This is a genomic window from Thermocrinis minervae, from assembly GCF_900142435.1.
In the GTDB taxonomy this organism is placed as follows: Bacteria; Aquificota; Aquificia; order Aquificales; family Aquificaceae; genus Thermocrinis_A; species Thermocrinis_A minervae.
Window position 1 is genome coordinate 205,401 of sequence record NZ_LT670846.1, and the last position, 26,869, is coordinate 232,269.

Here is a 26,869-nt window from a genome sequence, read left to right on the forward strand (position 1 = left end):
GTAAGTTACATCCCATTTACCATGTTCTCAAGCTTTACACCTTCACCCTCTTGCGGACTGTTTATGTGGTGGGAATGCCTAACTTTAAACGTTACTTTGTGTTTTCTATGCTTTTTGTGTTTTTTGTGTTTCTTGTGTTTCTTGTGCTTGCTAAACTTAACCACCTTCATCCTTTTTTCTTTAGCGTCTGCATGGTTAACAAACACAGGCTCTAGCAGGCTAAAAGAAAAAAGGGCTAGCATAAGAAATAGTAGCTTCCTCATGATTACACCTCCTCTTGAGTAGTATACACCTCAAACAGCTCTCTGTAGAGCTCCGAGTCTATCCTCCTAGCAGTGTGCCTCTCCTTTGGTATTTCATCCAACTCAACAAAGTAAAGGCAGTTGGTAACACATTTAGAGACGCAGGAAGGTAAAAGACCCCTTTCTACTCTACTGTAGCAGTAGTCACACTTTTCTACCTTCATGGTGGATGGGTTAAAGCTTATAGCACCGTAAGGACAAGCTATTATGCAGGCTTTGCAGCCTATACACAACGGCTTTTCCACGTACACTATACCATCCTTTTCCCTCTTCTTCATAGCAGAAGTAGGACATGCAAACACGCATGGAGCAGGATCGCAGTGAAAGCAGTTCATGGGAAGGAAGAAAGCATCGGCAGCGTCACCCACGTGTCCTATCCTGAAGACCTTCATAGGTCTTATGCCAAACTCCTCTATACCTTTTTCCTGCTTACATGCCACCTCACAGGAGAGGCAGCCTATACATCTGTCAAGGTCTATGAGCATAACTGGTTTTGCCATACTACCTGTGATTATAACTTAGCGGTTAAAATACTATACCCATGGAGTACGCATTCTTTGAAGGCAAGATAGTTCCCGTAGAAGAGGCCAAGATAAGCATAAAGACCAACTCTTTCCACTACGGTACTGCCGTGTTTGAGGGGATAAGGGCCTACTGGAACGAAAAAGACCAACAGCTCTATATGCTCTTCGCAAAGGAACACTATGACAGGCTCATCAGGAACGCAAGGGCTCTTTTTATGGAACTCCCCTACACGGCCGAAGATTTAGTAGAGATAACCAAAGAACTCTTAAGAAAGAACCAGATAAGGCAGGATGTCTACATAAGACCCATAGCCTATTTTAAGGACCTTGCACTGACTCCAAAGCTCGTAGGTTTCACACCTGAGGTGGCCATATACACCTACAATTTTGGAAGATACCTAAACACTTCTTCAGGTATAAGGGTAAAGGTGTCCTCCTGGAGAAGGAACGACGACAACTCTATACCCTCAAGGTGGAAGGTGGCGGGAGCTTACGTCAACAGTGCGCTGGCCAAGACAGAAGCCCTGCTAGCAGGATACGACGAGGCCATAATGCTTAACCAACACGGCTTTTTGGCAGAAGGCTCAGGCGAGAACATATTTCTGATAAGGGAAGGGAAGGCTATAACACCTTCCTACCAGGAGCACATACTGGAGGGTATAACTAGGAAGGCTGTGATTATGCTACTCAAAAAGGAACTCGTAATGGAGGTTATAGAAAGACCTGTGGCCAGGAGTGAACTTTACGTAGCCGACGAGATATTCTTGACAGGTACCGCTGCTGAGATAACTCCTGTGGTAGAAGTAGATAATAGGAAGGTAGGAAACGGCGAAATAGGGCCTATAACGAGGGAGCTTCAAGAGATCTACTTTAACGCCGTAAGAGGTAACATAGAAAGGTACAAGGTCTGGCTAACACCCGTGTATGAAAAATAGTACATTTGAGGAGCTGAAAGAAAGAGCAGAATCCCTTCTCAGAGAGGAAAGGTTCTTATCCTCAAAGGAACCAATAAAAAGGTTGCTCAAGGACAAGGGCATACCTTACCAAGAAGAAAAGTTTGAAGTTGAAGTACTGGTTCCGCAAGAGGTAAAACTGCAGGTAGATAACAGAACTGTACCCGCTGTGGGATACGTAGGAAGCCCAAACATCGAAGTTGAAGGATACGTAAAAGAAGACCCTTTGGCTGGAGATATAGCATTAACTCCCAAAAGGTCTGACAGAAGGGTTTTTCAGAAACTAAAGGAAAAGGGTGTAAAGGCCATTATAACGTACATGGAAGATCTAGATGCACATTTCCACGGTAGCGCGGTGGGTCTTGACCTTCCAATAATCAACGTAAGAAAAGAACATGTAGAGTTACTCAAGGATGCATACGTAAAGCTCAAAGTAAAGAGTAAGCTCGTAAAAACCACAGGAACCAACCTTCTGTCAGAAGTAGGAAGAGGAGCCATATTCTACCTCGTAGCGCATACTGACACAAAGCCAGGCACTTTTGGAGCCATAGACAACGGCATAGGCTTTTTAACCCTTATATACATATTTGACGAGCTAAGAAGAGACTACAAACTTCCCTTTAAACTTAGGCTGCTACTTACAGACTTTGAAGAAGTAGGCCTTCTAGGATCAAAGCATCACGTACAGAAATTACCAAAACACACTTACTACTGTATAAACGTAGACTCCATAGGATGGACAAACCCATCCGTCCTGTACAAGGATGCAGAAGGCTACAACGGTCAAACTATAAACGAAAAGTTTTTCAAGCACGCGTCTGAGTTCAGTGTAAACATAGAATGGAAGGCTGTACCGTCCGCCATCAGCGACCATATACCCTTTAAACAGCAGGGAGTAGAAACGCTCTTTTTGACCTCACATCCCTTCTCTATAAGACATACGCCGTACGATAACGTTCACAGCATAGACTGGGATATGGTACGCATGTGGTTTGACCTTATACTTTCCTTCATAAGGAGGTTTCACAAGATATGATGTTTCTGCTGATTCTCATACTACCACTCCTTGTATGGTCGGATACACTTAGCAACCTAAGCAAGAAGCTTGAGAAGGTAAGGACCATAAGGGTAGACTTTATACAGAGAGTTCAGTACCCATGGTCAGCAAGACCTGAGATTTCAAAGGGCATAATATACGCACAGAAGGGTGGCAAGTTCAGGATAGAGTACACAAGCCCACAAAGGCTTTTGATAGTATCAAACGGTAAAGACATACTCATAGAGTACCCCGGGAAAAATATAAGGTATATAGACAACATTCAGAACAACAGATCCTCAGTGGTGGAGGCCATCTTTTTACTTTCAAAACCCCTGGAAGATGTATTTAAACCAGTGCTCGAGAGTTCAAGGAACGGTAAAGTAATGCTAACGCTTGTACCTAAGGTAAAAGATAGCACTATAGAAAGAGTAACGCTAGAGTTAGAAGACTTGGACATACGGAAGATGTGGATAGAGGCCCCAGACGGTACACGTGTGGAGCTAGAGTTCATAAACATAAAGGAGAACTTTACACCATCCCCAAACCTGTTTACAGTATGGAAATAAGAAGGCTTACACCAGAGGATATACCAAGCATGGTAGACCTGTATCTGGAAGGCTACAAGGGTTTGGAAGAGTATGCCTACACGAACCGAGAAGATGTAGAGGCTTACATGGGGTGGCTCTTCAGAAGAGATGTAGCTGGAATATGGGGTGCATTTGACAACGGTAAACTTGTGGGCTTTGTAGCAGCAGATGGCAACTGGTTTAGCAAGAGAGAGGGTAAAGTGGTTGGAGCCATACACGAGCTTGTAGTACATCCCAAGTACAGAGGTATGGGATTAGGTAAGAAGCTTATGAAGAAAGCTTTGGAATACTTCAAAGAAAGAGGTCTTGACCTTGCTGAACTTTGGGTGGGAGATGAAAACAAAGATGCAATAAACTTTTACAAGTCTTTGGGTTTTAAGGAAAGAGACAGGTTTAACTACTGGATAAGGATGGTAAGGAATGTTTAAGGAAGGTGATTACATCCTTATAGTCTACGGAGACAAAAGATTCTTAAAAAGACTAAGTAAAGGCTTCAGCCTTAACGTAAAGGATGCAGTCTTGAAATTCGAGGATGTGGTAGGAAAGGAAGAAGGGAGCAAAGTAGGAGATTTTTACCTATTTAGACCAACGGTAGAAGAGATAATTCTGTACGGTTTTAAGAGAAAAACTCAGATAATCTATCCGAAGGATGCCTTCTACATAGCTTACACCCTTGGTTTGGACAAGAGTAAGAGGGTACTAGAGTTTGGAACTGGAAGCGGAGCCCTTACGACTGTACTTTCTCTACTCGGAGGTGAGGTGTGGACCTTTGAGGCTTCTGAGAATTTCTATAAGCTAGCCCTTAGCAACTGGGAAGCTTTTGGTCTTTGTAAGGAGGTAAAGCACTTTAACATGGACTTTATGCAAGCAGAGTTGGAAGAAGAGTTTTTTGACGCTGCCTTTGTAGACGTAAGAGAACCATGGCACTACCTTGAAAAGCTTCACAAAGTACTAAAGAAGGGAGCAAGGTGTGGATTCTTACTCCCTACAACAAACCAAGTTAGCACCCTTCTTAAAAACCTACAGGGTTTATTCTCGGATGTGACAGTCCTCGAGATACTCCACAGGTACTACAAAACAAACCCAGATAGACTAAGGCCCGAAGACAGGATGGTAGCCCACACGGGCTATCTTATATTCTGCAGGAAGATAACGTAGCTTTCCTTTATGTCAGGCAGGCTTATTCTGCAATAATCAAAGCCCGTGGGAACTTCAGACCCCTTCATTATGAATATGTACCTACTTGACAGTCTCCTCAGAAGCTCAAGTATATCTTCAAGCTTCCCTAGAGCCCTACAGACCACTAGGTCAAAAGTCCTTTCTACCTTCTCGGCCCTTGTACAGAGGACCTCATAGTCCAAAGAGAGCTTTACCTTAAGGTACTCCAAGAAGGAACACTTCTTATGAACGCTCTCTATTAAAGTAAGGTTTATCCTGTCGCCGTAGAATATCTTTAAGGGTACACCTGGAAAGCCAGCTCCGCTACCCACATCACAGACAGAAAGGCCATCTACGCGTATGGACTTCTCCTCAAAACAAAGGCTAAGACTGATCGAGTCTAAAAAGTGTCTTACCACTATGAGATGATCTTCTTCTATGGAGGTTAAGTTATGAACCTTGTTCCATCTTTTCAACTCTTGGAGGTATACGTAGAAAAGGTCTATTTGCTGTTGATTAAGCTGAAAGCCGTTCCTTGAAAAGACCTCCTTTATAAGCTCCTTAGTATGTATCGCAGATCCTCCGCCATCTTATCAGGATCCTGCTTACCTGGTGTGTAGATTGCCTTTATCTTCATATCTGGAGTGACTAGGTAGACGCTAGCCGTATGGTCCACCAAGTAGCCCACGGCAGAACCGCTGTTTTCTACCTTCCTGTAGTAGACTTTGTACTCCTTTGCCACATTTCTTATCTCATCAGGGGTTCCAGTAAAGCCCATGAAGTTAGGATTGAAAAAGGGTACGTAGCCTTTTAGCTGCTGCGGTGTGTCCCTTTCTGGGTCAACGCTTATGAATATTACCTTAACTCTCTTTTGCTCCTCAGGGGACAACTTTTTGTACATGGTTGCGAGCCTTTGAAGTGTATCGGGGCATACGTCTGGACAGTTGGTGTAGCCGAAGAATATGAGGGCAACTTTATCCTTGCCCAGGAGTTGGGAAAGCTTCTCCCTCTTGCCATCCTGGTTGGTAAGCTCAAAGTCATACGCGGGCAGATCCACCACATGACCGTAGAACTTGTAGGGCTTTTGACAAGACCAGAGAATCATAAGGAAGGTAAAGACAAAGAGAAAGTTAAACCTACTCATAAGATACTAAATTTTAACCACCAAAGGCTGTTATGTAGTCAGCAACTGTGGACGCTGCTATAGACCTTGGCTTGACCACAGGTTTTAAACCCTGAGCAAGAACGTAACCTATGGCTTCCTTTATTATGATGCTTGAACCGTGCTCAGGGTTAGGGTTTATGTCTAGGTGTACCTCAAAGGGTCTGTCTTCCACCACTTCCGCTATCTCCAAGGCTACAAGGACGGCCCTGCTTACCTCTTCCATAAGTCTCTGCCTTAGAGACTTTATCTTGTTAACCTTCTCCGTCTTCCAGAAGACCTTAGCTCCCCTACATGAATCTATATGAACCACGATAACTGTCACAAATAGGGTCTTGTCCTTCAACTGCCTTGAATCACAACCCACGTAAACGGCTGTCTGCTTTGAGGTTTCTCTTATAAACCTTTTGACCTCTTCCACGTCGCTGTACTGGGGCATGTTTATATCTTAAAGTCTACGTTCTTTACCCAGGTGGGCCTGAAGAATATCCAATCTTTCATGTTTTCCGGCGTTCTTGAGTAGCAGACTTCACACAGAAGTCCGTTCTCTACTAGCTTAGAGTTGTCATCGCAGCAGTCTGTAAGGTTCCAAAACTCATACCCATCGTGGAAGATTAATTTTCCACATGAAAGACAGTTGTAAAGCTTACATCCCTTAGAAGCGAGAAAATCTTCAAGTTCAAGCTCTTGATCAAGCTCATCAAGTTCAAACGTGGTCTTTAAAAACTCCCTCTGCTTTTCAGATAGTTCCTTCAGCTTCATGCTTTTGTAATATATAGCTCAAGATCTCCTTTACAACCTCCTCAAGGGTCTTGTTGGTAGTGTCTACGATTATGGCATCCTCGGCAGGCCTGAAAGGATAAAGGGGTCTTTCACTGTCTCTCTTGTCCCTCTCTACTATGCTCTTTAAAACCTCTTCATATGTTACCTTAATGCCTTTGCTTACAAGGTCTTTGTACCTCCTCCTTGCCCTTTCACGTGGATCTGCCGTTATGAAGAACTTTATGTCTGCGTTTGGGAATATATGTGTACCTACGTCCCTTCCCTCTGCTACGACCTGCCTCTGTCCCACCAAGGCCCTAAAGAACTCTATCATCTTCTCTCTTAGCTCCGGCAGAGATGCAAGCTTGGAAGCCTCTGTACTTACCTCTTCAGTGTAAAGCTCCTCAGACAACTCTTTACCTCTGTAAAAGACTCTAGTTATGCCTATGTCAAAGACCACATCAAAATCTTCGTTAAACAAGGAAAGGGGGTATTTTACCTTATTCTGGGATGCTATATAAGCGAACAGCCTATAGACCTTACCCGTTTCAAGATACGGTAGGTTTAAAATCTTAGATAGCTCTCTAGCTACTGAGCTTTTACCACTAGCTGCAGGTCCATCCACAGCTATCTTCATAGATGTGTTATCATAATACAATTAGCTACATTTTTGAAAGGAGGTGGTGTGTTGAAAGTTCTAGCGCAGCTAGCTCAAAAAGCAAGAGAGATTAGTCAGGTTAGGCTTTACAAGAAAAACGTGGAAAGGGTACTTTCTGCATTGCTTGTCAGCGGTGATTTTTGGGAGTTGGTTGACATGTCTGACCTTCCTGTACCTGCAGCTTCGGGAATAGTAAGGGTGCTAGTAGAGGAAGGTCTTGCCTTTATAGATGATGAAGAGAACATAAGGCTTACACAAAAGGGGCTAGACCTAGTTAAAGAACTGGGTATAGAACCCTACGTGGACTACACTTGTCAAGCATGTGAGGGTAGAGGTATACCCTTCTACGCCAACATAGAGTTCTACAGGGAATTCCTGCAAGTAACCAAAGAAAGACCTAAGGCAATAAGAGACTATGACCAGGGTTCAGTTACTCCAGAGACTACGGTTACCAGGGTTCTGTTCATGGATTCAAGGGGAGATCTGAGAAACAAGGAAATAGTAGTTCTCGGCGCTGAGGACGACCTAACAGGTCTAGCAGTTGCCCTGTTTAGGAAGGCGAAGAGGGTACTGATCTTAGATATAGACAAAAGACTCATAGACTTTGACAATGCCATATTCAAGGAGTTGGGCATAGACAACGCAGAAGCCATAGTTTGGGATCTTAGAAAACCCTTAGATAGCAGTATGCTGGGTAAGTTTGATGTGTTCGTATCAGACCCCCCAGAAACCATACCGGCCTTTAGGGCCTTCATAGGCAGAGGAATAGCGACTCTCAAAGAAGATGGAGGAGTAGGATACTTCGGCCTCACCCTAAGAGATTCATCCGTGTTCAGATGGAGAGACTTTCAGATAGCCCTAACCACAGAGTTTGGAGTTGCCATAACCGACATAGTCCAAGACTTTAACCACTACATAACCTGGGATTACCATGCAGAGACTAAGGCAGCAGAGATAGCTCCAGTAAAAAGGTTCCCTGAAGGCATATGGTATAGGTCTGCCTGGTACAGGATAGAGGCACTACCTGGCTTTAAGAGGTGGAACGAACCCATATCGGATGATGTTTTCTACCTTGATGAGGAAGGTTCTACCACTTGACAAGGGTAGACTTTTATGGTAGAATATAACTTAGGTTTAGGTTTGGAGCCCCCATCGTCTAGCCCGGTCCAGGACACCGCCCTTTCAAGGCGGAGATCGCGGGTTCAAATCCCGCTGGGGGTGCTTTAAACACTATGAAGCAAGCTGGAGAATACAAAGCTCAAGACATAAAAGCCGTCACAGGCTTAGAGCACGTAAGATTACGCCCCTCTATGTACATAGGAGACGTAGGGGAGAGGGGTCTTCACCACCTTCTGTGGGAGATCCTTGACAACGCCGTAGACGAGCATATGGCAGGCCATGCAGATCATATTTCCGTTATCATACACCCAGACAACTCCGTAACTGTTGAAGACAACGGAAGGGGTATACCGGTAGATGTACATCCCGAGACGAAGATACCAGCGCTTGAGATGGTCTTTACCATGCTAGGCGCCGGTGGAAAGTTTGATAAAAAAGTGTACAAGTACTCGGGCGGTCTTCACGGCGTGGGAGCTTCCGTAGTCAACGCTCTGTCTGAATGGTTGGTGGTAGAAGTCTACCGAGATGGAAAGATATATAAACAAGAGTACAGGCGTGGGAAACCCATAACTCCAGTAAAAGAAATAGGGACCACCACCAAAAGGGGGACAAAGGTAACCTTTAAACCAGACCCAGAGATCTTTGAAACCACGAAGATAAAGTTTGACATTGTGGAAAGGAGAATAAGGGAACTGGCATACCTTAATCCGGACTGTACCTTTAGACTAGTAGACGAAAGAACCAACAAGGACTTAACCTTTAGGTTCAAGAAGGGTATAGAAGAGCTCGTGCTCTTCTTAGCAAGTGGGAAGGAACCTCTCATAAACAAGGTGATAAGGATAAAAGGTGAAAAGGAAGGCGTAGTAGTAGACATAGCCTTTACCTACACGAAAGATTACAAGGAGTCTATAGAGAGTTTTGTGAACAACATAAAGACAGTGGAAGGGGGTACTCACGTAACGGGTTTTAGAAGTGGTCTCACAAAGGCGGTCATGAAGCTTCTTCCCACTGTAAAGCTTCAGAAAGAGTTGAAAGAAACAATAACGGGTGAAGATCTCAGGGAAGGACTTGTAGCTGTGGTCGCCTGCAAAGTTATGGAACCCCAGTTTGAAGGACAAACCAAAACGAAGCTTGGAAACCAAAACGTCAAAAACATAGTAGAGTCCATAGTGTACGAGCAGCTTTCACAGTACCTTGAAAAAGACAGAGAGACTCTCAGGCTTATAGTGGAGAAGGCTGTTGAAGCAGCTCTAGCAAGGGAAGCAGCAAAGAAGGCAAAGGAACTTGTAAGAAGGAAATCACCTCTCGAGGACACCACCCTACCTGGTAAGCTAGCAGACTGTTCCGAAAGAGATCCAGAGAAGTGTGAACTCTTTATAGTTGAAGGTGAGTCCGCAGGTGGATCTGCTAAACAGGGAAGGGACAGAAGGTTCCAGGCCATACTTCCCCTAAGGGGTAAGATACTAAACGTGGAAAAGGCCAGGTTGGACAAGGTCTTTTCCAACGAAGAGATAAAGGCTATAGTAAGCTCCCTAGGATGTGGAGTTGGAGAAGACATAGATCTTTCCAAACTGCGTTATCACAAGATCATACTGATGACGGATGCAGACGTAGACGGCTCACATATAAGGACTTTGCTGTTTACCTTCTTCTATCGCTTTATGCCAAAGCTCATAGAGGCTGGCCATCTTTACGTGGCACAACCACCCCTTTACCGCGTAAAGAAAGGTAAGCAAGTCTTCTATCTGAAAGATGACAAAGAAATGGAAAGCTTTCTGTTTAACCACATACAGAAGGAAGGAAAACTGATAACGCAGGACAAAAAAACTCTAGAGGGCGAAGACCTTATAAAGCTGCTAAAACAGATAAAGGAAGTTCAGGAATCTTATACACTCATGGCAAAGAAGAAAGGACAAGACGTCCTAGATGTACTCTTGGAATTAAAGTTTAAAGAGGAAGACCTGAGAAATTCTTCAGAGTTAAGGAGTAAAATAAAGCTTCTTGAAGAAAAACTCCCCAACTACAAAATAGATTTAAAGTACGACGAGTACGAATCTGCTTATGAAATCCACCTCCTGGATCCTCACACCAACAGAAGTATCATCATAGATGTGGACTTTCTCTCCTCCCTGAGCTACAAAAACATCCTTAATGGCATATCTGTAAAATGCCCATGTGAAGTTTATATAAGCAGTAAAACTTCCACTGTGAACGATGTTCTAAAGCTGGTAGACATCATGATAGATCTAGCAAAATCTAGCTTTGAGATACAGAGGTACAAAGGTCTCGGAGAGATGAACCCCGAACAGCTATGGGAAACTACCATGAATCCAAAGACAAGAAGGCTTCTTAGGGTCACCATAGAGGACGCCGCTGAAGCAGACAGAATATTCTCCATACTCATGGGAGAAGAGGTAGAGCCAAGAAGGGAGTTCATAGAGCTCTACGCTAAAGAGGTAAAGAATCTTGACGTGTAAGCTTGGGGTAAACTCACATGTACCAAAGGATACTTGTAGGGCTTGATCCTTCTCATCCAAGTTTATACGAGTATGCTTTTTTACTTGGTAGCATCTTAAACATACCAGTGGTAGGTATTTACGTACTAGACACAAGGCTTTTGAAGGAAGTCCTTTTGGAAGACCTTATAAGCTCGCTAGGTCTTGCACCCAAAACAGATCTTTACTCCACAGTAAAGGAGTTTATGGAAGCTCAGGCAGACTTGGTGTTAGACAGCTTTCTATCTCTAGGCAGACAGAGGGGTGTTAAGGTGTCTTCCTTCCAAACTGAAGGTGTACCTTACGAGGAAATAGTAAAACAAGCCGATCAAGAGGACCTCATCGTAGTAGGTAAAAGGTCCAGGAAAGTGATAGAGGGTCTTATGCTAGGCTCCACTTCTGAAAGGGTTGTAAGGCTCGCCAAATGTGACGTTCTCGTAGTACCACATACAAAGAGGGATCTGAAAAGATTGGGTGTAGCCTACGATAGTAGCCAGAAAGCAAGAAAAGCCTTAGAAGTAGTTCAGAAGCTTGCAGACTTACTTAAGGCCGAACTTACTGGTCTTTATGTAGGAGATGCGTACACAGAAGAATTACCTACCTTCATAGAGGTCAGGAAGGGTATACCAGAAGAGGAGATAGTAAAGTTCTGTGAGGAGAAAAACCTTGACCTCCTTGTAATGGGAGCCTTCTCTAAGAGTGGCATCAAAGAACTTATCCTTGGAAGTACTACCCACTTTGTGCTTAGCCATGCTAAAATACCTTTACTGCTTGTAAAATAGAAATGGGTAAGTTGTACGTTATAGCCACTCCTATAGGTAACTTGGGTGATATTACCTACAGAGCTATTGAAATCTTAAAAAAAGTAAACTTTATAGCATGCGAGGATACAAGAAGGACTATGATACTTTTGAACCACTATGGGATCAAAGACAAAAAGCTTCTCTCCTACTACGAGCCTAAAGAAAGCCTGCAGGTGCCAAAGATTCTAAAGCTCCTTGAAAAGGAAGACGTAGCCCTTGTGTCTGACGCGGGCATGCCTTCCATATCTGATCCTGGCTACAAGCTCATAAAACAGTGTATACAGAAGAATATACCCGTTGAGGTCATACCCGGGCCAAGCGCCGTGACTACAGCACTAGTCGGCTCTGGACTACCCACAGACAGGTTCCTGTTTGTAGGATTCTTACCCAAGAAGGGTCTTGAAGGCTACCTTGAAGAGTTAAAAACATGCACGGATACAACCATAATAGCCTTTGAATCTCCCAACAGAATCCTCAAGACTCTTGAGGTCATGAAAAAAGTGTTTCCACCTCAAACGGAAACGTGCGTAGCCAGAGAGCTTACAAAGATCCACGAGGAATATATAAGGGGATCACTAGAGGATGTATACAATCAGTTAAAAGAAAGGGGAGAGATCAAGGGAGAGATTGTCCTCCTCTGGAGACTGTAAAATATACCAAGTTATGATACCAAGCTACTTCTTAAGACTGTGTCCTAACTGCGGTGGCGATATAAGCTCTGAAAGGTTGTATGCTGGTCTTCCGTGTGAGAAGTGCATGCCAGAGATAAGGCAGGACGTATGTTCTTACGAAGACCTCAAGGGGTTTATGGAAAAGATATGCAAGATGGAGGAGGAACTAAGCGAGTGGGAAGCCTTCTTCCAAAAGAGGATCGGCTCTAAACCTTGGAGCCTCCAACTTGCATGGGCAAAGAGGGTACTTCTGGGCAGATCCTTTGCTCTGCTCGCACCAACGGGCGTAGGAAAAACCTCCTTCGGCACATCCATGGCCGTCTTCTTAGCCAAGAAGGGTAAAAGATCTTACATAATAGTGCCTACCAAATTACTCCTGAAGCAGATCCATAACAAACTTCTCAGCTTAGGACTGGAGGAAGAAGAACTTTTGTACTTCGGTGATGAGACCGAGAAAGAAAAGGAGAAGAAAAGACAGCTTCTACAAGAGGGAAGGTTTAAGGTCCTTTTAACTACTTCCATGTTCCTCTATAGGAATTACCAAGCTATACCCAGAGGCTTTTCCTTTGTCTTTGTGGACGACGTAGATTCCTTCTTAAAAACAGCAAAGAATATAGACAAAGCCTTATACCTCCTAGGTTTTGACGAGGAGGACATTCAAAAAGCCTTAGAGCTTATAAAGGAAAAATCAAGCCACAACAGGGATTACGAGAAGATAAAGTCCCTATCCGAGGAAGTAAAGAAGTTATCTCTGAAGGCAAAGGGTGTTCTTGTGGTGTCTTCTGCCACTTCCAACCCAAGGTCAAACAGGGTAAAGCTCTTTAGAGAACTTTTAGGCTTTGAAGTAGGAACACCTACCTTCTACCTTAGAAATGTAGTAGACGCTTACGTACATGAAAGGCCTACCATTGAGACTCTAGTAAACTGGATTAGGAAGCTAGGCAAAGGGGGCTTGGTGTTTGTTTCCTCCGACATGGGCAAAGAACAAGTAGAAAAACTGAAGGAAGCTTTAAGTCACCATGGTATTAACTCCCTAACGTACGAAGAGCTGACAGAAGAGAATCTAAAGCTTTACGAAGAGGGTAAGGTAGAGGTACTCATAGGCATAGCCTCCTACAGAAACCCGCTAGCCCGTGGCTTCGATATGCCCCATGTAGTCAGGTATGCCATCTTTTACGGAGTTCCCAAGATGAGCATATCCCTAAAGCTAGAGGAAAACCTCTCACACCTCCTTTGGGCTTTAACCTCCATAAGGTCGCTAATAGTAAAGCAGCTTCCCCATTATGGGCCAACGCTAGAAAGATGGATAGAAAGACTAAGAAGGTACCAGTACTTGTCAGAGGAATTCCTCGAAGAAAAACAGGATCTAAAAGAAAAGGTTGATAACTTGAAGCTTGAAATATCCAAATTCCTGAACTCTGAAGATGTTATAGCCATACTGGAGAGCAGCAATGAAGTAACCTTAAGAAGATCGGAAGAAGGATACTATCTTGTGGTTTCGGACGTTACAGGCTATCTCCAGGCAAGCGGTAGAACATCAAGGATGTACGCCGGTGGTATAAGCAAAGGTCTTTCTCTTGTATTAGTCGATGATGTAAGAGCTCTAAACCACCTGCAAAAAAGGGTAAGATGGTTCAACGAAGATATAAAGCTTACACCCATAGAAGAAATAGACATAGGGAAAATAGTAGAGGAGATAGACAGAGATAGGGAAAAGATAAAGAATATATTGGCTGGTAAGGAAAAGCCTCAGTCTAAAGACATTCTAAAACCCATCCTCATAGTCGTGGAGTCACCCAACAAAGCTAGAACTATAGCCAACTTCTTCGGTAAGCCTGTAAGAAGAAGGGTAGGAGATCACGAACTTCTCGAAACCTCTGTAGAAGACAGATACATAATGATAACCGCATCCTTGGGACACATAACAGACCTAAACAAAGAAAGAGACTTTCACGGTGTTTATGTAAGCGAGGACAGCATTGTACCCTACTACGAAGTTATAGAGGGAAAGGAAGGTATAGTAGAGAGTCTCAGGCTTATGGCTATGGAATGTTCTGAGGTGCTTGTAGCCACAGACCCGGACACAGAGGGTGAGAAGATAGGCTGGGATATAAGGCTTATCCTCAGACCTTATGTAAAAAACATAAAACGTATGGAGTTCCACGAAGTTACCAAAAAGGCTATCTTAAAGGGGATAAAAGAACCAAGGGACTTTAACGAAAACCTAGTAAAAGCTCAGATAGTAAGAAGGATAGCTGACAGATGGGTAGGTTTTGAGTTCTCTCAAGAGCTTTGGAGAGCCTTTGGCAAAAACTGGCTTTCTGCAGGAAGAGTTCAGACGCCTGTGCTTGGTTGGATAATAAAGAGAGAGCAAGAATACCGCCAAAAGATATACAAAGTAATAATAAACCTGGACCAGGATGATAAAAGGCTAAGGATTGAATTCACCTTTGACAACAAGCAGGAAGCCAAAGAGTTCTTTGATAACTTAGACAGCATTAGAATAGAAAAAATAGAGGAAGCTGAAGAGTACATTCACCCACCGCCACCTTACAGAACGGACACACTTTTAAAGGACGCAAGCGACAAGTTCAAATTCTCACTTCAAAAGACCATGGACCTTGCTCAAACCCTCTTTGAACTCGGCTTTATAACTTACCACCGGACAGACTCGGTCAGAGTTTCGGACTATGGCATAGCTATAGCCAGGGAGTTCATAGAAGAAAACTTTGGCAAAGAATACTTCCATCCTAGAGTTTGGGGAGAAGGTGGAGCCCACGAATGTATAAGGCCCACAAAGAACATAGAACCAGAAGAGCTAAGATCTTTAGTACTCAGCGGGCAGGTAGAAGGTCTCAATAAAGATCATCTAGCTATCTACACCCTTGTGTTTAAACGGTTTATGGCAAGCCAGATGAAGCCAGCTAAGGTAAGAGTAATAAAAACTCTAATAAAAGCTTTAGACAAAGAGCTGACTGTAAGTCTAAGAACTCATATACTTGAAGAAGGCTTTAACAATATACTTCCCATAGAACTCAACCCATCCTACGAGGATGTCACCCTGAGTACCGAAGGAAGAAAATACTTAAAAGCATCACCGAGGGCATATCTGTACACCTACGGCGAGCTAGTTATGGAGATGAAAGAAAAGGGTATAGGTAGACCTTCCACCTATGCCACGATAGTAGAAAAGCTGATAGAAAGGGGGTACGTCATAGAGAAAAAGGGCTTCCTTATCCCCACAAGGCTTGGGAAGGAGATATACCAATACCTGAGCTCAAAAGACCAGATAAAGGGATTCGTCTCCGAGGAGTTTACAAAAGAGTTAGAAAAGATGATGGACATGGTGGAGGATGGAAAAGAAAACTACATAAGCATACTAAAAAAGCTATACAGGGATATAATAATCTTGGAAAAAGAGTTGGAGGTAGGAAGATGAGTCTCTTTTTGCATTCCTTGTTTGCTTATAGCACTATATTCCTAAACTTCTTGGCAGCGATCCTCTACGCGCTAAACTACATCATACTGAAGGATGAAAGAGTGCTTAAGTACGCGATAGTGTTCCATGGTGTATCCGTAGTGACCTCTGTGTTTGCCGCTATCAATGGCCTGTATGTATCCAATATACCCTTGGTTGCTTCCAAACTACCTTTTATCTGGGGTTTTCCACACAAGTGGAACGGACTATTCTTATCACTCGTGAACCTAGTGACCTTTGCCTTAGTATGGCTAAAGAGGGAAGCACTTGGTAGAAAGTTGCTATACATATCTATACTGCTAATCCTACTTTTGTTCCTCCAGACTCTAACGGGTTGGATGATAAAGCTTGTTTTCTTCGCCTGACAAGAGCCAACCTTCCAGGGAGAAGAAAAGTTTGGCTTCTTCTCCTCCCTTCTCGTGATCATAACCCAGTAGATGTACAAGACCATGAGCTAGGAGTCTCTTCAGTTCCTCTTCCAAAGAGTGTTTCAGCTCTTGTGCTTGCCTTTTTGCAGTATCCAATGATATGACTATCTCTCCAAGCAGTGTAAATTTTCCCACATTTTCGTTTAACTCAAAAGATAGGACATCTGTAGGCTTATCCTTGTTCCTGTAGATCCTGTTTAGCTCCCTTATGGTTTCGTCAGAACATAAAAAGACACTTACCTCTACTCCTTCAAGATCAAGCATTCTAAGGAACTTGATGAGGGTTTCTTTAAGAGTTTTCAGCCTTAGACCTTTTACCCTCTTTTCTGTCCTTATGCTTACCTTCAAACTCTTCATAGGCTTTTATTATCTTTGCAACTATAGGATGTCTTACTACATCTTCTTGAGTAAAGTAGATAAAAGCTATGTCGTCTATGTCTTTGAGCACCTTTATAGCTTCCACAAGACCAGACTGTTCCTTACTGGGAAGGTCTATTTGAGTGATATCCCCTGTAATTACTACCTTAGAACCAAAACCTATACGTGTGAGGAACATCTTCATCTGTTCTCTCGTAGCGTTCTGTGCTTCATCAAGTATTATGAAAGCATCGTTTAGGGTTCTACCCCTCATGAATGCTAGAGGGGCTATCTCTATTATGTTTCTCTCAAGCATATAAGCTGCCTTATCGTAGTCCACCATATCATAGAGAGCATCGTAGAGAGGCCTAAGGTATGGGTCTACCTTCTCTGCTATACCACCTGGAAGAAAGCCTAACTTTTCACCTGCTTCTACTGCCGGTCTTGTGAGTATTATCTTGCTTACTTTGTTTTCCTTGAGATGCACCAAGGCCATGGCCATAGCTAGATATGTTTTTCCTGTTCCAGCAGGACCTATTCCGAAGACTATATCCTTCTCCTTTATGGCATCCACGTAAAGTTTCTGAGTCTTTGTCTTTGGATATATGGCCTTTTTGCGATGTGTGACAAGTATTACTTCCTCCTTCTGCGGTTGTACCTGAATTTCCTTTACAAATTCAGCAGCTCTTTCTCTAACTTCCTGGGCTGTCATGCTTCTATTTTTTAACTCCTTTATGATGTCGGTTATGAACTTGTGAGCTCTTGCTACCTTGTCCTCTTCACCCTTTAGTATTATCTCTGTTCCTCTAGCGGTTATTTTTATACCAAAGAGCTCAGAAAAGTATTTGAGGTTTTCGTCTGCTCTACCTACTATGGCATAAAACTTTTCATCAAAACTACCAAGATCTACCCTTTCTTCAACCTTTTCCATATTCGTTGACATGCTATCTTGTTAGAATAATATATTATCACTAACCACTCAGTCAACAGTAATAAAGGAGGCAAACCATGGGTTATATGATAAGGAGTGCTCTATTACTTGGTCTGTTGACTGGACTTTTTCTTTTTGTAGGTCATATGATAGCAGGGAAGACGGGTATGCTCATAGCCCTTATCATGGCAGGTATCATGAACTTTATAGCCTACTTTTTCTCAAGCAAGATAGTGCTTGCTATGTACGGAGCACGCGAGATAACTGAAGAGGAAGCCCCGTGGCTGCATAGGATTGTGGAAGAGCTTGCTAGAAATGCTAACATCCCTAAACCCAAGATATACCTGGTTCCTATGGAACAGCCAAACGCCTTCGCCACGGGGAGAGGACCTTCAGACGGAGCAGTTGCAGTAACAAGCGGTATACTACAACTGCTTGACGAGAGGGAACTAAGAGGAGTTCTTGCCCACGAGATAGGTCATATAAAGAACAGAGATGTACTCGTAGCAACCATTGCAGCAACTATAGCCGGTGCTATCTCTTACCTCGTTAACATCTTGCAATGGTCCCTTATATTTGGTGGAAGTAGAGAAGAGGAAAACAAAAACCCGCTATCCTTAATAGCAGCTCTTGCCACCATAATCATAACACCCATAATAGCTACCATAATCCAGCTTGCTATATCAAGGACTAGGGAGTACCTGGCAGACGAAACAGGTGCTTACATATCTGGAGACCCACTTGCCCTAGCAAGTGCTCTTGAAAAGATCCATAACTATGTATACCAAATACCTGCAGAGGTAAACCAAGGTACGGCACACCTATTCATAGAGAATCCTCTTTCTGGACAAGGTTTATGGGAACTCTTCTCAACTCACCCACCCACGGAGAAGAGGATAGAAAGGCTCAAAGAAATAGCCAGGAAGATGGGGAAGGCGTATTAAAAGCTTGCCTTCTTCTCCGTACCTTTATAACCTACCATAGATTTTATAGCTAGAGCGAACTCTCTTATCTCTTTCTGCGCATGTCTGTCTTCTCTCAGGCTTATAAAGTTATCAAGAGAAATCCTAGGAACGGTCCAATAGAAGCGTGTCTTCATAAATTGAGGAAGAACACCCCGTGCAAGTTCTTTCGCAACCCCAACCTCCACAAGCCTGTTGTAAAGGTTCAAAGATTCCTTAAGATGTACTTCAATTAGGCTTAAGTATTCTTGTTGATTTTCTATAGGCTCATCCTCGCTAGCCTGCTTGTTGTACTTTGATTGTACCCTTAGGATGCTTGGTATGTAAAAGCTTATGTTATAAGAAGTGTACCTTCTGCTCACTTCGTTGAAAGACCCAAACCTATGCCTAAACCACTGCCTGGCTACAAAAAGAGGACACTCCACCACAAAGGTATAGTAATCCATGTCGGTATCTAACTCTAGGCTGTCCACAAGCCCTATCCATCCTGAAGAGGTTTCCATACGATTCTTTACAAAAGAGCTATCCAAGGTGTAGTTAGTGTTTTGTATATCCTGATTGGTCAGGAGGGCATAGCACGTGGGAAGCTTTTCTTTAACAGCTTCAAGCACCACCTGTGGAATAAAATTCACCGCCTTCATAAGGTTGCGTAGGTTCATCCATACGTACCCACCCGAGTAGTAAGCTTGAAACGTAGGGTTATCTACGGACGATATTAGGTTTAACCACTCTTCTTTTGAACCTTCAAAAGCTATCACCACATGCTCAAAAACGCTGGTATGTCTGTTCTCATAAAGATACTTAAGTAGAGCCTTATCCCTGTTTACATCCACTTCCTTATCATCCTTAGAGTAGGATACTCTTGCACACCTGACAATCCTTTGATCTGAACCCATTATGTATATTTTTCTTGGACTACTCAACATTTTCTATGCTGTAAGAGTAGGAGATATGAGCTTTTTCTTTGAGCATAGCATGAACGCTACAGTACTTTTCTAAAGACAACTTTATAGCATCCTCTACGGCTTTGGGGTTTATATTCTTGCCTACGATCGTGTAATGTATTTCTATCTTCTCGTAGTACCTTGGATGTTCGTCTCTTCTTAAACCTAACACATCTATCCTTATGTCCTTGACTTCCTGCCTTTTCTTTTTGAGTATGATGGATACATCCACCCCAGAGCATCCTGCCAAAGAAACTAGCAGAAGCTCCATAGGTCTGTGTCCCTTTTCTCCGACCAAAAGCTGCCCAAAAGATGTAGAAGCTACGTAGGTGTTCTCCTCTTCGGATAACCGTAGACTTACCCTTTTGCTTTCCATGGTCAGACGTTTGTATCGATCAAAAATAGAGGTTGCCCATACTCTACAGTTTCTCCATTCTCTACCAGTATCTTAACTACCCTCCCCGCTACGTCGCTCTCTATCTCGTTCATCACCTTTAGGGCTTCTATTATACACAGCACCTGTCCTGGAGAAACTATGTCACCCACTTCTACAAAAGGTGGAGCGCCAGGAGATGGTGATCTATAAAAGGTACCCACCAAAGGACTTCTTATAACATGCAGGTTTTTCTCCTCTGTGGGAACAGAAGGAACCATCACCTCCAACTGCTTATGTGTTTCCGGTTTAGCAGGCATACTAAACGCCTGAGGTTCTTCAACCTTATAGGTTTCTATTGTTATCTCAAAACCTTCCGCCTTTAGGGATAACAGCCTTATGTTGCTGTTCTTTACCTCCCTTATCAGCTCCTTTATAAGCTCCTTATCCATCACTTTACCCTTTCCACATAGCTACCAGTCCTTGTGTCCACACGTACTATATCTCCCTCGTTCACGAAGAAGGGTACCTGTATAACTGCACCTGTTTCAAGCTTAGCAGGTTTACTACCGCCTGCTGCTGTATCACCTTTAAAAGCAGGTTCTGTTTCTACCACCTTAAGATCTACATGTTTAGGAAGCTCTATACCCACAGGTTGGCCTTTGTAGAGGAACACTACAACCGTCATCCCTTCCTTCAGAAACTTGGTCTCTTCCTTTATGTTTTCATAAGGTACAGCTATCATATCGTAGGTGGTTTGGCTTATAAAGTAGTAGTTGTCACCGTCGTTGTATGAATACTCTGCAAACACCTGTTCAAAGTCTGCGAGTTCTATGGAGTCAGAGGATTTGTAGGTAAGTTCTATGGTGTTTCCCGTCTGCATGTTTTTGGCCTTTATCCTTACAAAGGCCTGCCCCTTACCCGGCTTAACGTGTTCGTAGTCTAAGACTCTGTACGGTTGCCCGTTATGTTCAATAAACATATCTCTTTGAATGCTGTTTATGTCGATTTTCACACCCATGTTTTTATTTTACCATGCATCCCCTATCTTCTTTCTCTTACTTACCTTAATTAATACTTATAGTGTTTTAGAAGAAGATGATGATAGGCCTTGAGTCCTGTAAACTCAACTTTTTAACAGATCCTTGAAAATCAATCGTTTGGTAATTTGAATTCCACACTCCATATCTAAAGTCTTTGATTCTCAAGGCTTTTCTGAAATAAAAATTGTACAGTAATTTCCTAGAGTTATGAAACATACTGGAAGTTTTTCACATCTTGTTGTGTAACTCCTATAAATACGTGAAATTTTTAAATGTACTTTCCTAATGTTATAGTGCAGAATGTGGAAAACTCATATGATCCTTGTGTATCAAAGCTTAGACCCTGTGAAAATCGTATGGTCCTAGAAAATCAACGCTTTGGCGATTTTATTTTCACATCCTGTATCCGAAGCTCTTGATTTTCTAAGTTTTTATGAAGTGAAAATTGTTCAACAAATTCCGAAACTTATAAAACATTCACAGGTTTAGGGTGTTTTCACATTTGAGTATGTGGAAAGTGTGAAAAGTATGTGGAAAAAGTATGTTTATAAGTTACCGATATTACGATATTTTCTACGAGTATGTGGAAATTGTTCAAGTTATTGAGAGTAAAGTTTTATACGTTTTTACATTATGTTAACATGGTGTATTTTTAGTGCCTTATTTACAGACATTATAAAATGAGGCGTGAGAATTATGATATATATCATAAATTGAACCCGTTGCTATTAAGATTACAGATAAGTATGTGAAAAAGTTAGAAGATTATGTTAACATGTCGAAGCTATACTTACAGCCTCTGCTATGTCTTTTTAGGAACTTAGCTTTATCAATTCAGCTCCGAGCCCATTCTTGATAAACTCTTTGACGAAGGGTACGCTGGAGTAAAGAATCTCCTCTTTAGTACCTATCTGTACTACTCTTCCCGACTGCAGAACCATTATCCTGTCAGATATGGAAAAGGCGCTTACAAGGTCGTGAGTAACCACTATGGAGGTTATTCCCGTTTTTTCTCTTAAGGAGAGAATAAGCTGGTCTATGAGCCTGCTCGTTATTGGATCAAGGCCGCTTGTCGGTTCGTCGTATATTATAAGTCTTGGATCTGTGGCTATGGCTCTTGCTATTCCTACCCTCTTCCTCATCCCTCCAGACAGCTCCGAAGGGTACAGGTCAAGTACCTCTTCTCCTAAACCTACAAGCTTTAGCTTCTCAATGGCGAGGTTCCTCAGTTCATCTTGGTTCCTGTCTGTCTTTTCAAGGTAATAGAAAACTACGTTCTCCCATACTTTTAAGCTGTCGAAGAGAGCAGCACCCTGAAAGACATAGCCTATCTGCTTTCTTAGTTCATCCAGCTCCACTTTTTTGAGCGAAAGAAGGTCTTTCCCCAGCACCTCTACCTTTCCAGAGGTGGGTTGCCACAATCCTACTATACATTTGGTTATGGAGGTCTTACCGCTTCCACTACCGCCTACTATGGTGAATATTTCACCTTCTTTCACCTCGAAGGATATATCTTGAAGTATTATCCTCCCGTTTATGACCTTGGTTAAGTTCTCTACTTTTACCGCGTACATTCAGCCACCGCCTACTATGTGTACTATCTCTATCCGGTCTCCTTCCTTTAAGAAGACATCTTCGTACTGAGACTTGGGTACGACTGTCTGGTTTACTGCTATCGCCAGCCCCACGTTCCGTATGGGTATGTTTAAAAACTCCAGAAGACCCTTTATGGATAGACCTTGGGGTACTTCTCTTTCTTCGCCGTTTATGTAAACCTTCATAGTTAATTAATTTAGGCTCCGTACTTGGCAAGCCGTAGGGAGTGTGCTAGCATTAGGTTTATGAGCTTATACGCTGGGAATATGCCAAGCTCTCCCTTTAGAGCTTCCTTTTCTGTAAAGCGCTGGCTAGTTCCACCTAGCACGTAAGGGGACTTAAGGAGAACCGGGACGGGATGCCAAGAATGACCCTTGAGTACAGAAGGTGTTGAGTGGTCTCCTGTGATTACAAGCACATCGGGGTTGAGGGATAGTATGGAGGGCAAGGCTTCGTCAAACTCTTCTATAACTCGGACCTTCCCTTTGTAGTTTCCATCCTCTCCGTAAGAGTCTGTTTTCTTGATGTGTAAGAAAAAGTAATCGTAGTCTTTGTAAAGCTCTTCGAGCTTTTGGAGCTCCTCTTGTATACCGCCCTCTACTTTTACTACCTGCATGCCCACAAGGCTTGCAAGCCCCCTGTACATGGGATATACAGCTATGGCGCAGGCTCTTAGACCGAACCTTTCCTCAAAGTTCTTTATCTTTGGCTTTTGAGAAAATCCCCTGAGAAGAAGATAATTTGCCTTCTCTTCCTCCTTTAGAATCTCAGCCGCAAGCCTGACAAACTCTTTTGCTACCTCTGCTACCTTTTTTGCCTGTGGTGTAAGGGCCTTTGGTTCTAGGGCTTCAAGTCCCTCTTTCTGTGGATCTGTATCTGTAACCATGTCAGAACCTTCTTCTAAAGGTTCTGGGAACCTAAAGACTATGGCGCATCTGTGTTCCATACCAGACTCTATGAGAACTTCTACGTCACCTATCTTCCTTATATTCTCCTTAAGCTTCTGGGTTATCCTTCTGTTTTCTTCAGTGGGTATCCTCCCGGCTCTTCTGTCCACTACTATAGGTCTTCCCTGCTCGTACCTAACGGTTGCGTAGTTTGCCCTTATGGCTACATCTGTATCTCTAACTTCAAGCCCAAGTCCTAAAGCTTCCAGTATCCCTCTACCTATGTTGTGTTCGGCGGGGTTGTAGCCGAATAGTCCGAGGTGTCCTGGGCCACTACCTGGTGTTATACCGATGTCTACGGGTATGTGCATCCCAAGAGCCGAAACTTTAGCTAGTTTATCAAGGTTGGGCGTGTGTGCAAGTTCAAGCTCTGTCTTACCGTCCTCCACGGGAAGACCACCTATACCATCGAGCACTACCAGTATGAGCTTAGTGTTGTTCTGCTTTACAAGAGCTTCCAGCATGGATATAGATTATATCAACGTACTCCAAAAAGCTCCTGTTACACACCACTCTACCGTTCTTGTATAGGATGAGTACTCCAAACTCTGGGTATTTGGTCATGAACTCCTCCAACTTTGAATCCTCCATAGCGTAAAGGCCAGTGGATAGTCCATCGGTTATACCACAATCCTTGTAAGCTACCGTTACCTGCGTTATATTGTTCGGCTTACCGATTATATGCTTCCTAAAGTAGTTTCCTGATGTGGAAAGGCACACATCTTTTCTGTTGATACCTTCAAGGAGAACTCCCCCAGTCATAGGGTCGTACACGGCTATCCTCCTCCTGTGCCCCCATATCTTCATGTCACCGGCTATGGATATAAAACCCCAGGGAGTGTTTAGCTTTTGGTAGGCACTCTCTACAGCGTAGCCTTTTCCGATGCCTCCTAGGTCTATGGCCATACCTTCCTTTTCTAGGAATACCTTCCCCTTTTCAAGCTTTATCTTCTTGTAATCTATAAGGGATAGGGCTTTATCCTTGGAGAGCAGGCCAAGCCTCTTGTAGTTTATGGTATAGGAGCCTACAGTTATGTCAAAGGCCCCATCTGTTAACTTAGAGACATAGATAGCCTCTTCTATGGCTCTGTAGGTTTCTTCCGATACATCCACAGGTTCTTTTCCAGCCATTCTGTTTATGCGCGACACTTCAGAATTTTCTATGTAGTCAGAGAGCTTTTCCTCTATGTCCCTTAAGTACCTATAAGCTTCGTAGACTTTGTCTTCAGGTAGGTCCACTATGGCGTAAGTTCCCATAAGATGGAACAGATGCACACCTGCTATGGCCGTGTAAGCTAAAAAGAGAAAGGTTATAATCCATACCATGGAAAAAGAAGTTATAGAGCTCTTGAAGGAGATTCAAGAAGATCTTAAAGATCCTTTTAACCCATACCCTCTAGAAGACAGGATGCTGCGCCTCTTGGAAGTTTTAAAGACTCTTCCAGGTGAAGATCTTTCTCAGATGCTTCCTATCTTTGAAGAGATAAGGAAAAACATAGAAGAAAACTATAGGATAGCTTTAGGATGGTTGGAGGAGCTAACAAGGTTTATGGAAAAAAGAGGTTTAGACTTAAGAGCTTAATCCTTCTTTTTCTTCTTTACACCCTTGCTTTTGGACTAGATGTTCAGAGCATAAACAGGCAGGCTTACTCTTCCGTAGTGTACATGGTAAAGGTTGAAGACTTTCCGGAGGAGATGGATGGCAGCCTAGTAAGGACATGGATCACGGAAGACAGATATCCAGAAGGACTTCTTTCCGAAGCGGATTATCAAAGGTTATGGAAAGCATGCTCCTTGGATAAAATACCCGATAGGGTTAAGGTATCCTTCGGCTGGACTTTAAGAAGAACGGACATGAAGATGTACCCTACGGATAAACCTGTTAGCAGAAAAGGTTCAAATATAGACTACAATCAGTACACGCTCCTTGAACCCTTCACTCCTCTTGCTGTGCTTAATGAAAGCGGTGGATGGCTCTACGTACACGCTCCTTTCATGAGGGGATGGGTTAAAAAGGAAGATGTGTACCTTTCATCCAAAGAGGAGCTCATAAAGGTAATTAGCCTACCCTTCTTGGTAGTAACAGCTCCAGAGAAGGAAATAGGTGGGCTCTCATGGAGCATGGGTTCAAAGCTTTATTACACGCGCAAAGATGGCGATAGATACCTTATCCTGATGCCCAACATGAAAAAGCTTTGGATAGAAAAAGATAACGATCTTCATGAAGGTTATCTTAGCTTTAGTGAAGAGATAGTAAAAAGGCTTCTTGTAGCTTACCTTGGTATGCCTTACAGCTGGGGTAAGCTCGACTGTTCTGCCTTCGTCAGGAATGTCTTTTTGGTGTTTGGAGTGGAACTTCCAAGGAACTCATCCCAACAGATGAGGGTAGGTAACTCTTACGGTTGTTGTTTTGCATCTTATGAGCAATTTAAGGAAACTCTACGAAGTTTACCTCCCTACAGAACTCTCATATTCATGAAGGGTCATGTTATGGTGTACGGTGGGTTTGAGAAGGGTCAACCTGTTGTATACCATGCCGTCCACTCCATAGTCCACGACGACAGTATCAAAAGGTATGTAGGAAAAGTTGTAAAAAACAGACTGGAGGAAGATTCTCTTAGAAACCTCTATTCTAAGGTCATTGATGTGAGGGTACTACCATAGGGTTCAACAGCCAGAACTAGGGGTTTTGCAGTTACAGAATGTTTGGAAAAAGCTTTACACATACCCTCCGCTACTTCCTTTGCTCTATCCTTGTGGCATAGGCTTGCTATGCTCGGACCGGCACCGCTTAGAAAAGCAGCATAAGCTCCAAATTCGTAAGCTGTTTGAATAACATCTTCAAATCCAGGGATGAGCTTAGATCTGTAAGGTTGATGAAGCTTGTCCTTTGTAGCTTCTTTCAGGAGATGGAGATTTCTAGTGACTACGCTAGCTATAAAAAGGCTTGCTCTTTGTATGTTGAATATAGCATCCTTTAGATCTACCTCACGCTTTAAAACAGCCCTTGCCTCTTCTGTAGAGAGTTCAAAGTCTGGTACTGCCAAAGCTACGTGTACTTCCTGTGGAAAGTCCAGCTTCACAAAGTAAACCTTCTCATCAACAGCACACACTACGAAACCACCCACCAGAGCTGGTAAAAGGTTGTCCGGATGCGGTTCAAACTCAAAGGCAACTGCAAGCTTTTCTTCCAAGGAGAGTTTTTTTCCATGTATTCCTTCAAAGGCCAAAAGACCACCCACTATGGCGGTAGAGGAAGAACCAAGACCCCTAGCCGTTGGAATACTGTTCTTTTGATGTAGCTTAAAGGGCATTTCTTTATATCCAAAGACCTGACACGCCCTCTTATAGACCCTTATAAACAGGTTTCTTTCGTCCCTCGGAAGATTTTTTCCTTCACCCTCCATTGTTACCGTGTAGCATTCTGCCACTTCTACCGTAAACTCGTTGTAAAGGCTTAATGCTAGCCCAAAGGTATCAAAGCCCGCCCCTAGGTTACTCGTGCTCGCAGGCACCCTTATGTAAAGCACCTTTATAGTTTACAACAAGGTATGCTATAATGGTAGTGAATAAGCTG

The 26,869-nt window shown here is 43.1% G+C and carries 32 protein-coding genes and 1 tRNA gene; 15 read left to right on the forward strand and 18 right to left on the reverse strand.

Annotated elements, in window-relative coordinates:
* Positions 1 to 5: 5 nt before the first annotated feature.
* Together B5444_RS01075 and B5444_RS01080 are read right to left on the reverse strand one after the other, a co-directional pair.
* On the reverse strand, positions 6 to 263 hold the full coding sequence (locus B5444_RS01075) for a hypothetical protein (RefSeq protein WP_079653411.1): 258 nt from the start codon (positions 261 to 263) through the stop codon (positions 6 to 8).
* Between the two features lie 2 nt (positions 264 to 265).
* Positions 266 to 802: a 4Fe-4S dicluster domain-containing protein gene (locus B5444_RS01080; RefSeq protein ID WP_154021710.1), complete on the reverse strand. Its 537-nt coding sequence runs from the start codon at positions 800 to 802 to the stop codon at positions 266 to 268.
* Positions 803 to 843: 41 nt separating this feature from the next.
* On the opposite strand from B5444_RS01080, the gene ilvE reads away from it, so the two are divergent.
* Genes ilvE through B5444_RS01105 form a run of 5 tightly spaced genes read left to right on the forward strand, consistent with a single transcriptional unit; the run spans position 844 to position 4,563 of the window.
* Positions 844 to 1,761, forward strand: coding sequence for a branched-chain-amino-acid transaminase (gene ilvE, locus B5444_RS01085; RefSeq protein WP_079653412.1), 918 nt, complete (start codon positions 844 to 846; stop codon positions 1,759 to 1,761).
* Positions 1,751 to 2,815, forward strand: a complete 1,065-nt coding sequence (locus tag B5444_RS01090; RefSeq protein WP_079653413.1) for a M28 family peptidase — start codon at positions 1,751 to 1,753, stop codon at positions 2,813 to 2,815. The genes ilvE and B5444_RS01090 overlap by 11 nt, the downstream gene beginning before the upstream one ends.
* Positions 2,812 to 3,384: an outer membrane lipoprotein carrier protein LolA gene (locus tag B5444_RS01095; protein ID WP_079653414.1), complete on the forward strand. Its 573-nt coding sequence runs from the start codon at positions 2,812 to 2,814 to the stop codon at positions 3,382 to 3,384. Before B5444_RS01090 ends, B5444_RS01095 begins: the two co-directional genes overlap by 4 nt.
* Positions 3,375 to 3,833: a GNAT family N-acetyltransferase gene (locus B5444_RS01100; RefSeq protein WP_079653415.1), complete on the forward strand. Its 459-nt coding sequence runs from the start codon at positions 3,375 to 3,377 to the stop codon at positions 3,831 to 3,833. Before B5444_RS01095 ends, B5444_RS01100 begins: the two co-directional genes overlap by 10 nt.
* The gene (locus tag B5444_RS01105; protein ID WP_079653416.1) at positions 3,826 to 4,563 is read left to right on the forward strand and encodes a tRNA (adenine-N1)-methyltransferase; all 738 of its coding nucleotides are present in this window, start codon (positions 3,826 to 3,828) and stop codon (positions 4,561 to 4,563) included. The genes B5444_RS01100 and B5444_RS01105 overlap by 8 nt, the downstream gene beginning before the upstream one ends.
* Here the strand turns inward: B5444_RS01105 and rsmG are convergent.
* The 5 genes from rsmG to cmk are packed head-to-tail and all read right to left on the reverse strand — an operon-like array spanning position 4,533 to position 7,124.
* Positions 4,533 to 5,135, reverse strand: a complete 603-nt coding sequence (gene rsmG / locus B5444_RS01110; RefSeq protein ID WP_079653417.1) for a 16S rRNA (guanine(527)-N(7))-methyltransferase RsmG — start codon at positions 5,133 to 5,135, stop codon at positions 4,533 to 4,535. The two genes, B5444_RS01105 and rsmG, sit on opposite strands and share 31 nt — an antisense overlap.
* The gene (locus B5444_RS01115; RefSeq protein ID WP_079653418.1) at positions 5,114 to 5,707 is read right to left on the reverse strand and encodes an SCO family protein; all 594 of its coding nucleotides are present in this window, start codon (positions 5,705 to 5,707) and stop codon (positions 5,114 to 5,116) included. The genes rsmG and B5444_RS01115 overlap by 22 nt, the downstream gene beginning before the upstream one ends.
* Before the next feature lie 13 nt (positions 5,708 to 5,720).
* Positions 5,721 to 6,164, reverse strand: a complete 444-nt coding sequence (locus B5444_RS01120; RefSeq protein WP_079653419.1) for a ribonuclease H-like YkuK family protein — start codon at positions 6,162 to 6,164, stop codon at positions 5,721 to 5,723.
* A 2-nt stretch (positions 6,165 to 6,166) separates the two neighbouring features.
* Positions 6,167 to 6,487 (reverse strand): hypothetical protein, encoded by a 321-nt coding sequence (locus tag B5444_RS01125; protein WP_079653420.1) that lies wholly within the window; start codon positions 6,485 to 6,487, stop codon positions 6,167 to 6,169.
* Positions 6,465 to 7,124, reverse strand: a complete 660-nt coding sequence (gene cmk, locus B5444_RS01130) for a (d)CMP kinase (RefSeq protein WP_079653421.1) — start codon at positions 7,122 to 7,124, stop codon at positions 6,465 to 6,467. Before cmk ends, B5444_RS01125 begins: the two co-directional genes overlap by 23 nt.
* 48 nt (positions 7,125 to 7,172) lie before the next feature.
* Here cmk and B5444_RS01135 point away from each other — a divergent pair, with 48 nt between their 5' ends.
* From B5444_RS01135 to B5444_RS01165, 7 genes are all read left to right on the forward strand, one after another.
* Positions 7,173 to 8,243 (forward strand): bis-aminopropyl spermidine synthase family protein, encoded by a 1,071-nt coding sequence (locus B5444_RS01135; RefSeq protein WP_425477069.1) that lies wholly within the window; start codon positions 7,173 to 7,175, stop codon positions 8,241 to 8,243.
* Positions 8,244 to 8,290: 47 nt separating this feature from the next.
* Positions 8,291 to 8,366, forward strand: a tRNA-Glu gene (locus B5444_RS01140).
* Between the two features lie 11 nt (positions 8,367 to 8,377).
* The gene (gyrB, locus tag B5444_RS01145; protein WP_079653423.1) at positions 8,378 to 10,741 is read left to right on the forward strand and encodes a DNA topoisomerase (ATP-hydrolyzing) subunit B; all 2,364 of its coding nucleotides are present in this window, start codon (positions 8,378 to 8,380) and stop codon (positions 10,739 to 10,741) included.
* Positions 10,742 to 10,758: 17 nt separating this feature from the next.
* A complete protein-coding gene (locus B5444_RS01150; protein WP_079653424.1) occupies positions 10,759 to 11,541 on the forward strand; it encodes a universal stress protein in 783 nt (260 codons plus the stop codon).
* Positions 11,542 to 11,543: 2 nt separating this feature from the next.
* On the forward strand, positions 11,544 to 12,212 hold the full coding sequence (gene rsmI / locus B5444_RS01155; protein WP_079653425.1) for a 16S rRNA (cytidine(1402)-2'-O)-methyltransferase: 669 nt from the start codon (positions 11,544 to 11,546) through the stop codon (positions 12,210 to 12,212).
* Between the two features lie 13 nt (positions 12,213 to 12,225).
* The gene (gene rgy / locus B5444_RS01160; RefSeq protein WP_079653426.1) at positions 12,226 to 15,672 is read left to right on the forward strand and encodes a reverse gyrase; all 3,447 of its coding nucleotides are present in this window, start codon (positions 12,226 to 12,228) and stop codon (positions 15,670 to 15,672) included.
* Complete coding sequence (locus tag B5444_RS01165; RefSeq protein WP_079653427.1) at positions 15,669 to 16,076, forward strand: hypothetical protein; 408 nt, start codon at positions 15,669 to 15,671, stop codon at positions 16,074 to 16,076. The genes rgy and B5444_RS01165 overlap by 4 nt, the downstream gene beginning before the upstream one ends.
* On the opposite strand, the gene ybeY is transcribed toward B5444_RS01165, so the two are convergent.
* Positions 16,038 to 16,496: an rRNA maturation RNase YbeY gene (gene ybeY, locus B5444_RS01170; protein WP_079653428.1), complete on the reverse strand. Its 459-nt coding sequence runs from the start codon at positions 16,494 to 16,496 to the stop codon at positions 16,038 to 16,040. The genes B5444_RS01165 and ybeY overlap by 39 nt on opposite strands.
* Positions 16,429 to 17,427 carry a PhoH family protein gene (locus tag B5444_RS01175; RefSeq protein ID WP_079653429.1) on the reverse strand — a complete coding sequence of 333 codons (999 nt, stop codon included), beginning with the start codon at positions 17,425 to 17,427 and terminating at the stop codon, positions 16,429 to 16,431. Before B5444_RS01175 ends, ybeY begins: the two co-directional genes overlap by 68 nt.
* Positions 17,428 to 17,504: 77 nt before the next feature.
* On the opposite strand from B5444_RS01175, the gene B5444_RS01180 reads away from it, so the two are divergent.
* The gene (locus B5444_RS01180) at positions 17,505 to 18,371 is read left to right on the forward strand and encodes a zinc metalloprotease HtpX (protein WP_079653430.1); all 867 of its coding nucleotides are present in this window, start codon (positions 17,505 to 17,507) and stop codon (positions 18,369 to 18,371) included.
* Here B5444_RS01180 and thyX read toward each other — a convergent pair.
* From thyX to B5444_RS01220, 8 genes are all read right to left on the reverse strand, one after another.
* Entirely contained in the window at positions 18,368 to 19,285 is a 918-nt protein-coding gene (gene thyX / locus B5444_RS01185) for an FAD-dependent thymidylate synthase (RefSeq protein WP_231967126.1), read from the reverse strand. The two genes, B5444_RS01180 and thyX, sit on opposite strands and share 4 nt — an antisense overlap.
* 19 nt (positions 19,286 to 19,304) lie before the next feature.
* On the reverse strand, positions 19,305 to 19,709 hold the full coding sequence (locus B5444_RS01190; protein WP_079653432.1) for an OsmC family protein: 405 nt from the start codon (positions 19,707 to 19,709) through the stop codon (positions 19,305 to 19,307).
* Positions 19,710 to 19,711: 2 nt separating this feature from the next.
* Entirely contained in the window at positions 19,712 to 20,158 is a 447-nt protein-coding gene (gene accB / locus B5444_RS01195; RefSeq protein ID WP_079653433.1) for an acetyl-CoA carboxylase biotin carboxyl carrier protein, read from the reverse strand.
* Positions 20,158 to 20,727, reverse strand: a complete 570-nt coding sequence (gene efp / locus B5444_RS01200; protein WP_079653434.1) for an elongation factor P — start codon at positions 20,725 to 20,727, stop codon at positions 20,158 to 20,160. Before efp ends, accB begins: the two co-directional genes overlap by 1 nt.
* A gap of 834 nt (positions 20,728 to 21,561) precedes the next feature.
* Positions 21,562 to 22,323 (reverse strand): ABC transporter ATP-binding protein, encoded by a 762-nt coding sequence (locus tag B5444_RS01205; RefSeq protein WP_079653435.1) that lies wholly within the window; start codon positions 22,321 to 22,323, stop codon positions 21,562 to 21,564.
* A complete protein-coding gene (gene thiS, locus B5444_RS01210; protein WP_079653436.1) occupies positions 22,324 to 22,530 on the reverse strand; it encodes a sulfur carrier protein ThiS in 207 nt (68 codons plus the stop codon). It lies immediately after the preceding gene.
* Between the two features lie 11 nt (positions 22,531 to 22,541).
* The gene (locus B5444_RS01215) at positions 22,542 to 23,756 is read right to left on the reverse strand and encodes a 2,3-bisphosphoglycerate-independent phosphoglycerate mutase (protein ID WP_154021712.1); all 1,215 of its coding nucleotides are present in this window, start codon (positions 23,754 to 23,756) and stop codon (positions 22,542 to 22,544) included.
* Positions 23,722 to 24,618, reverse strand: coding sequence for an FAD:protein FMN transferase (locus tag B5444_RS01220; RefSeq protein ID WP_079653437.1), 897 nt, complete (start codon positions 24,616 to 24,618; stop codon positions 23,722 to 23,724). The genes B5444_RS01215 and B5444_RS01220 overlap by 35 nt, the downstream gene beginning before the upstream one ends.
* On the opposite strand from B5444_RS01220, the gene B5444_RS01225 reads away from it, so the two are divergent.
* Both B5444_RS01225 and B5444_RS01230 read left to right on the forward strand, forming a co-directional pair.
* Positions 24,617 to 24,874, forward strand: a complete 258-nt coding sequence (locus B5444_RS01225) for a hypothetical protein (RefSeq protein ID WP_079653438.1) — start codon at positions 24,617 to 24,619, stop codon at positions 24,872 to 24,874. The two genes, B5444_RS01220 and B5444_RS01225, sit on opposite strands and share 2 nt — an antisense overlap.
* Entirely contained in the window at positions 24,817 to 25,956 is a 1,140-nt protein-coding gene (locus B5444_RS01230) for an NlpC/P60 family protein (RefSeq protein ID WP_079653439.1), read from the forward strand. The genes B5444_RS01225 and B5444_RS01230 overlap by 58 nt, the downstream gene beginning before the upstream one ends.
* On the opposite strand, the gene thrB is transcribed toward B5444_RS01230, so the two are convergent.
* On the reverse strand, positions 25,920 to 26,822 hold the full coding sequence (thrB, locus tag B5444_RS01235) for a homoserine kinase (RefSeq protein ID WP_079653440.1): 903 nt from the start codon (positions 26,820 to 26,822) through the stop codon (positions 25,920 to 25,922). The two genes, B5444_RS01230 and thrB, sit on opposite strands and share 37 nt — an antisense overlap.
* Between the last annotated feature and the right edge of the window lie 47 nt (positions 26,823 to 26,869).

What these genes read in the sequence shown, in the direction of transcription:
- B5444_RS01075 (WP_079653411.1), bottom strand. Translation starts at nt 263, where the DNA reads ATGAGGAAGCTACTATTTCTTATGCTAGCCCTTTTTTCTTTTAGCCTG.
- B5444_RS01080 (WP_154021710.1), bottom strand. Translation starts at nt 802, where the DNA reads ATGGCAAAACCAGTTATGCTCATAGACCTTGACAGATGTATAGGCTGC.
- ilvE (WP_079653412.1), top strand. Translation starts at nt 844, where the DNA reads ATGGAGTACGCATTCTTTGAAGGCAAGATAGTTCCCGTAGAAGAGGCC.
- B5444_RS01090 (WP_079653413.1), top strand. Translation starts at nt 1,751, where the DNA reads ATGAAAAATAGTACATTTGAGGAGCTGAAAGAAAGAGCAGAATCCCTT.
- B5444_RS01095 (WP_079653414.1), top strand. Translation starts at nt 2,812, where the DNA reads ATGATGTTTCTGCTGATTCTCATACTACCACTCCTTGTATGGTCGGAT.
- B5444_RS01100 (WP_079653415.1), top strand. Translation starts at nt 3,375, where the DNA reads ATGGAAATAAGAAGGCTTACACCAGAGGATATACCAAGCATGGTAGAC.
- B5444_RS01105 (WP_079653416.1), top strand. Translation starts at nt 3,826, where the DNA reads ATGTTTAAGGAAGGTGATTACATCCTTATAGTCTACGGAGACAAAAGA.
- B5444_RS01115 (WP_079653418.1), bottom strand. Translation starts at nt 5,707, where the DNA reads ATGAGTAGGTTTAACTTTCTCTTTGTCTTTACCTTCCTTATGATTCTC.
- B5444_RS01120 (WP_079653419.1), bottom strand. Translation starts at nt 6,164, where the DNA reads ATGCCCCAGTACAGCGACGTGGAAGAGGTCAAAAGGTTTATAAGAGAA.
- B5444_RS01125 (WP_079653420.1), bottom strand. Translation starts at nt 6,487, where the DNA reads ATGAAGCTGAAGGAACTATCTGAAAAGCAGAGGGAGTTTTTAAAGACC.
- cmk (WP_079653421.1), bottom strand. Translation starts at nt 7,124, where the DNA reads ATGAAGATAGCTGTGGATGGACCTGCAGCTAGTGGTAAAAGCTCAGTA.
- gyrB (WP_079653423.1), top strand. Translation starts at nt 8,378, where the DNA reads ATGAAGCAAGCTGGAGAATACAAAGCTCAAGACATAAAAGCCGTCACA.
- B5444_RS01150 (WP_079653424.1), top strand. Translation starts at nt 10,759, where the DNA reads ATGTACCAAAGGATACTTGTAGGGCTTGATCCTTCTCATCCAAGTTTA.
- rsmI (WP_079653425.1), top strand. Translation starts at nt 11,544, where the DNA reads ATGGGTAAGTTGTACGTTATAGCCACTCCTATAGGTAACTTGGGTGAT.
- rgy (WP_079653426.1), top strand. Translation starts at nt 12,226, where the DNA reads ATGATACCAAGCTACTTCTTAAGACTGTGTCCTAACTGCGGTGGCGAT.
- B5444_RS01165 (WP_079653427.1), top strand. Translation starts at nt 15,669, where the DNA reads ATGAGTCTCTTTTTGCATTCCTTGTTTGCTTATAGCACTATATTCCTA.
- ybeY (WP_079653428.1), bottom strand. Translation starts at nt 16,496, where the DNA reads ATGAAGAGTTTGAAGGTAAGCATAAGGACAGAAAAGAGGGTAAAAGGT.
- B5444_RS01175 (WP_079653429.1), bottom strand. Translation starts at nt 17,427, where the DNA reads ATGGAAAAGGTTGAAGAAAGGGTAGATCTTGGTAGTTTTGATGAAAAG.
- B5444_RS01180 (WP_079653430.1), top strand. Translation starts at nt 17,505, where the DNA reads ATGGGTTATATGATAAGGAGTGCTCTATTACTTGGTCTGTTGACTGGA.
- thyX (WP_231967126.1), bottom strand. Translation starts at nt 19,285, where the DNA reads ATGGGTTCAGATCAAAGGATTGTCAGGTGTGCAAGAGTATCCTACTCT.
- B5444_RS01190 (WP_079653432.1), bottom strand. Translation starts at nt 19,709, where the DNA reads ATGGAAAGCAAAAGGGTAAGTCTACGGTTATCCGAAGAGGAGAACACC.
- accB (WP_079653433.1), bottom strand. Translation starts at nt 20,158, where the DNA reads ATGGATAAGGAGCTTATAAAGGAGCTGATAAGGGAGGTAAAGAACAGC.
- efp (WP_079653434.1), bottom strand. Translation starts at nt 20,727, where the DNA reads ATGGGTGTGAAAATCGACATAAACAGCATTCAAAGAGATATGTTTATT.
- B5444_RS01205 (WP_079653435.1), bottom strand. Translation starts at nt 22,323, where the DNA reads ATGTACGCGGTAAAAGTAGAGAACTTAACCAAGGTCATAAACGGGAGG.
- thiS (WP_079653436.1), bottom strand. Translation starts at nt 22,530, where the DNA reads ATGAAGGTTTACATAAACGGCGAAGAAAGAGAAGTACCCCAAGGTCTA.
- B5444_RS01215 (WP_154021712.1), bottom strand. Translation starts at nt 23,756, where the DNA reads ATGCTGGAAGCTCTTGTAAAGCAGAACAACACTAAGCTCATACTGGTA.
- B5444_RS01225 (WP_079653438.1), top strand. Translation starts at nt 24,617, where the DNA reads ATGGAAAAAGAAGTTATAGAGCTCTTGAAGGAGATTCAAGAAGATCTT.
- B5444_RS01220 (WP_079653437.1), bottom strand. Translation starts at nt 24,618, where the DNA reads ATGGTATGGATTATAACCTTTCTCTTTTTAGCTTACACGGCCATAGCA.
- B5444_RS01230 (WP_079653439.1), top strand. Translation starts at nt 24,817, where the DNA reads ATGGTTGGAGGAGCTAACAAGGTTTATGGAAAAAAGAGGTTTAGACTT.